Source organism: Endozoicomonas sp. Z74 (assembly GCF_057680865.1).
Window position 1 is genome coordinate 1 of sequence record NZ_JBLYZI010000186.1, and the last position, 4,505, is coordinate 4,505.

The 4,505-nt window shown below is 47.7% G+C and carries 4 protein-coding genes; all 4 read left to right on the plus strand.

Going from position 1 to position 4,505, the window contains the following annotated elements; genetic code table 11:
- Window positions 1–284 precede the first annotated feature (284 nt).
- A complete protein-coding gene (locus ACNRUY_RS25830) occupies window positions 285–920 on the plus strand; it encodes a hypothetical protein (protein ID WP_488114543.1) in 636 nt (211 codons plus the stop codon).
- Between the two features lie 39 nt (window positions 921–959).
- Window positions 960–1,379, plus strand: a complete 420-nt coding sequence (locus ACNRUY_RS25835; protein WP_488114544.1) for a GFA family protein — start codon at window positions 960–962, stop codon at window positions 1,377–1,379.
- 236 nt (window positions 1,380–1,615) lie between these two features.
- Window positions 1,616–3,130: a glutathione synthase gene (locus tag ACNRUY_RS25840; RefSeq protein WP_488114545.1), complete on the plus strand. Its 1,515-nt coding sequence runs from the start codon at window positions 1,616–1,618 to the stop codon at window positions 3,128–3,130.
- 63 nt (window positions 3,131–3,193) lie between these two features.
- On the plus strand, window positions 3,194–4,051 hold the full coding sequence (locus ACNRUY_RS25845; RefSeq protein WP_488114546.1) for a delta-class carbonic anhydrase: 858 nt from the start codon (window positions 3,194–3,196) through the stop codon (window positions 4,049–4,051).
- The last annotated feature ends 454 nt before the right edge of the window (window positions 4,052–4,505 follow it).

Sequence of the window (4,505 nt, forward strand, 5' to 3'; positions counted from 1 at the left end):
CCGGAAATACCTTGTGCATCACCGGCAATGGGTGAGGGCGGCAGAGTTTTATGGAGGACACCGATCTGCTCTGGGGACATCATGGGTATGGACTTCAGGATGTCTTGGAATTGCTGAGGTTTCATGGCTGGAACTCCACTTTACACGACAATTCTCATGCTCAGGGAGTATAGACCATGTTAGCAACATTTAATTTGAACAGCGCCAGTCTTCACCCTGCCAGATAAAAAATTCTGGCAGCTCAGGAAGAGATTATCATTGTTTTTTAATAAAAGTAGTTTTTTATGAAAATGACGTCAGTTGTAATAGTATTTGCTTTAATGTTGATTTCTGGATGCAGTGCTGTTTCCAATATACCTGAAAACTATTCACTCAGTAAAAATACAGGGAAGGGGGCCTTATTGGTTTCTCTATCTTATCAAGGACGATATTCAGAATACACAATGAAATTCAGAGAGGTTGGCAGCGCTGAATGGCAAAAAATATCGATTGGTTCAGCGACTACTGTTTTACCTCCAGGGATGCTCAAGTGGGATATTGAAAAGCCGGGCTTAAGAGGTGATGTTTTTGCTGTTGAGCTTCCTGAAGGATATTATGAATTTGCTTCATGGAGTGTTTCAAGTGGATATGCTTATATAAAACCCACTGATAACTTTAGTATTAAATTCACTATATCACCTGGTCGTGCAACCTATGCGGGTAATTTTAATTTTGTAAAGAAATCAAATCTTGGCTTTACGGTGACAGGGGTTAATGTTGAGTTTGATAACTTCCTGGAAAGGGATGTTGATATTGTAAAAAGGAAGTATGATTTTTTGGGTTCGGATCTTGTTGTTAATAATCCTGAAAATTCAACATCAATATCTAATCTGGGTGTTGGAAATAGTACAAGTTTTGAGCCAGTGTATATTGTGTATTGATTTTTATCACAAGGTTGTCTTTCAAGAAGAGATAAGGATATGAATGAAAAATCTCATAAGGCAGTTTGTCTCTGCGGAAAAGTGCATTTAATAATCGGTAAGTTGCCGGGTCAGTTTATTGTCTGTCATTGTGATACCTGCAGGAAGTGGAACGGTGGCCCTCAATTTGCGATTCCCTGTGGTACCGACGTTGAAATTCAAGGAAAAGACTACGTCTCAGAATTTGCCTCTTCTCCCTGGGCAAAACGAGGCTTTTGTCGTAATTGTGGGACGCATTTGTATTTTAAGTTGAACCAGTCAGGCAACTACAATGTTCAACTGGGTGTGCTTGGGCTTGATAAGAGTGCCAAGCTGGATATGTCCATGCAGTATTTTATTGATTTGAAACCCGACTGCTACTGTTTTGAAAACGATAGTCCAGTAATGACTGAGGCAGAAGTAATCGAACAGTTCAGTTAGCCTGGTTGAAAATCAGGTTTTCCCATAGCCGGTGTCTGTGGGCCGTCATGAGAGCCTACTAGAGTTTACCAGCAAGTACTCCAGTGGTCCCCGCAAAGTCGTTCTACCTCTGAGTCATAAGTCCCATCTTCCATCACTGTAAATAGGCCGAAAAAGTATAACCTCCGCAATGGGAATATGGGGTTGATGGTCTCATAATCCACTTCTGGTTTTTATACTTTCAGGAACCCGGCTGTATGCAAAACAAATGGCAGGACAAAACGATGACTCTGGCCGTTCAGGACGCGATTGAGTGGTCCCTGATGCATGGTATGGCGCTGAAAACCACTCAAGACTCGGCTATGCACTGTGCCTTCAGTTTTGCTCCTACCCTGATTCAGCGTGAGCGCTTTGAATTGCTGAAATCCATTGTGCCGCTGATGGGTAAGTTGATCCATGGGGTTTCTGAAGATCACCGGTTTCTGGCTGAAGCGATTGAGCCGCTGTGCAGTGGTGATCCTTTCTTTGCCAGTCTTCTGGAGCTCCATAAGTCCATTCACCAGGGCGCGTCTGTTGCGGAGCGCATTCCCATGTTGCTGATGCGTACCGATTTTATGGACGATCATGAATTGGGGCCCAAACTGATTGAGTTTAATGGTATCGCGGCCGGTATGGGGCCTTTTGGCCAAAGGGCCCATGAACTTCACCATTACCTCCAGTCTCAATGGCCTGCCACTTTTCAGCTCTGGTCAGAAAAGGAATCCCTGGAACTGGTCCCCAGTGAGGGGATTGAAAATCTGGGGAAAGGGATTGCCGGTGCGGCCAAAACCGTCAGGGCTCAGTCCGGGGATGCAGGTCTGCCGTTGTTTATTATGGTGGTCCAGCCGGATGAGGATAATGTTTACGACCAGCACCTGCTGGAAGAGGCGATTCAACGTGAGGGTGTGAAAACCGTTCGTCGAACGTTCCGGCAACTCTATGATCAACTGTCTTCCGGTAAAAGTCGTTCCGGTGAAAATAACCGCTTATTACTGGAAGGCCTGGGAGGCGTGGATGCCATTTATCTCCGGGCCGGTTATCAACACTGTGACTATGTAGCCCATGACCTGGAGGAAGAACGGTGCTGTTCTGAACTCAGCAGGATGCGTGTGATGATTGAGCGGCACCGGGTAGCAGTGAATGCAACGGTCAGCCAGCAGCTGGCCACCAGTAAACGGGTTCAGATGCTGTTATCTGCCATGTCAGAAGCCCGGCTGACGGATTTTGGTTTAACCCTTGATGAAGCCACACGGATAAAACCTTTTCTGGGGGAAATGCGCCCTGTGGATCAGAATTCAGCCCTGTGGTTTGAGCAACAGTCTCCCGGAGACTGGGTGTTGAAGAACCAGGGGGAGGGTGGAGGGCATTGTCTCTTTGACCAGGACATTTTACCAGGCCTGAAAAAGCTGAAACCAGAGGAATGCTCAGCCTGGACGTTGATGCGTCGTCTGCATCCGCGGCATCGTTCGCGTCCGGCTCTGGTGGTTCGTCAGGGAGAGGCAACCCCGGTGAATGACCTGATCAGTGAAATTGGCATGTTTACTCTGCACCTGGATGGGCACTCCCTGACCAGTGACCTGGGTTATGCCGGGTATCTGATTCGAAGCAAGCCCTCTTCGGTTACGGAAGGTGGCGTTCACAGTGGACAGGGGGCTGTAGATTCATTGGCCATTTGGCAATGGCTCATGAATGGCCTTTATACTTTCCGGGTACTGTTTTCGTCCTTCATTTAAGGGTATCGGGCTGCCTGCTGACGTTTTTATTCTGTGTCCCCCTGATATTGATTAGGAGTTGCTATGAAAAAAGTCGTTGTTTTCTCATCACTGTTTGCAGTGGTATTGTCGCTTGATGTGAACGCTGCAGCGGGCCATAAGGGGCCGGTGGCGGATGAGGTGATTGCCAGGCAGCAGTTCAATCTCCTGCAGAATACCCAGGGGAAAGGGTATGGCCCTCAGTCTCCCCGGGATATTGAGTCCGTCGTCGGTGAAAACCCGTTGATGTTCAGCACAGCCCCTCGATACACACAAATGAATCTGTGCAATATCCATTTTCATAAAAATGCAGAACACAAGGGGGGACAGTTCAAGGAATATGCCGGTAATGGTGATGGCCATGGGAATAATACGGGCTATCGTTATTCCGGGAGCTTAAGCCGAAGTGAGCTGGCACCGGTGAGTGGAAAGGTGTGCTCTGGTAAACATGGCAGTCTCAATCCGGGGGACACCATTGAGGTTCATTATGTGTTTTCCTCTGCTCAAGTGGAGCCGGGGCCCACTTTAGGGGCCTGCCTGAGTGACTCAGTTAATAATCCCCAGCTACGAGTGGAGGCTCAGGTGTTTGTTCTGGTGAATGACAGGCGCGCACTGGACTTTGCTGAACTGAGTCGCCACGGGATGAAAAATGGAATGTATCAGCCATTGAATCTACCAGGTAACACCGGAACCCCTATTGTTTACCGGGGATCAACAACGGGGCCTGGTTACAATGAAGCGGGGTCGCCTTTTCTGGTCACCTGGAGTGTTCGGCCCAAGGTTGCGAAGGTGAATATAGACAGTGTTGGGCAATGGTGTAAGGGAAATGTTTTCAAGGAAGACCATGCCCATGGGGTCAGGAACCTGGTTACCAGCCCGGCCCTGCTTTCTCCTATTGAATGATTCTGTTGCGTTTCGTTGCGCTTCACGTCGTTCAGCGCCAACCTACGGTACTCCAGACGCATTATTGTCTCTGCGTAGGTTGCTGCTGAACGACGTGAAGCGCAACACACTATAAAAAGCTGGTGTTATGACAGGTTAGGCCTTAGTCAGCGTTCTGCGGCTTCCTGAGTGATGCCTTTTCGCCGGCGTAGGCGACCACCTACCCACCTGACAGATAGCCAGAATGCTCCCTTCTTACCTTTTCATACATGGTTTCAGTATTTTTTCCTGATGTACGTTTATGCTATTTGGATGGCTATCTTTGGTGTTTATCCCGCTGATATGGAGTATAGTGGACCCCAAAAACTGGACCACTGGCTAAGTTAAGTTTTTCGACTGTATGATGCCCTTTCAAGGAGGGGAAAATGACAGTCAGAAAAAGGAAGCGTCATGCACCTGAATTCAAAGCTCAGGT